This is a genomic window from Paenibacillus pasadenensis (genome assembly GCF_023715725.1).
GTDB classification, from domain to species: domain Bacteria; phylum Bacillota; class Bacilli; order Paenibacillales; family Paenibacillaceae; genus Paenibacillus_O; species Paenibacillus_O pasadenensis_A.
Genome location: NZ_JAMBOT010000040.1, coordinates 1 through 475 on the forward strand (window position 1 = coordinate 1; position 475 = coordinate 475).

1 protein-coding gene is annotated in these 475 nt (G+C 54.9%); it reads left to right on the forward strand.

What is annotated here, in order from left to right; genetic code table 11:
- Window positions 1–475, forward strand: a 475-nt coding sequence (locus M3223_RS23855; RefSeq protein ID WP_251566267.1) for an amino acid permease, incomplete at both ends; no start/stop codon positions are given.

Genomic DNA, 475 nt, shown 5'->3' on the forward strand with positions numbered 1-475 from the left:
GTGGTATCTGCCCGCGCCAGAAATAAACGCGATGTAGGTCGCGCCACGCTGTTGGCTGTACTCGCCGCACTGGGCGTTTACCTGTTAGTCACCCTGCTATCTCTCGGCGTTGTCGCGCGGCCAGAACTGGCGGAGATCCGCAATCCATCAATGGCCGGTCTGATGGTTAAAATGATGGGGCCATGGGGCGAAATTATTATTGCTGCGGGTCTGATTGTTTCCGTGTGCGGGGCCTATTTAAGCTGGACGATTATGGCGGCGGAAGTGCCGTTCCTCGCCTCCACGCACAAAGCGTTTCCGCGTATTTTTGCGCGACAGAATGCACAGGGTGCGCCATCGGCATCGCTGTGGCTAACCAACATCTGTGTACAAATCTGCCTTGTGCTAATCTGGCTCACAGGCTCAGACTACAATACGTTACTGACTATCGCCTCAGAGATGATTCTGGTGCCCTATTTGCTGGTCGGCGCATTTC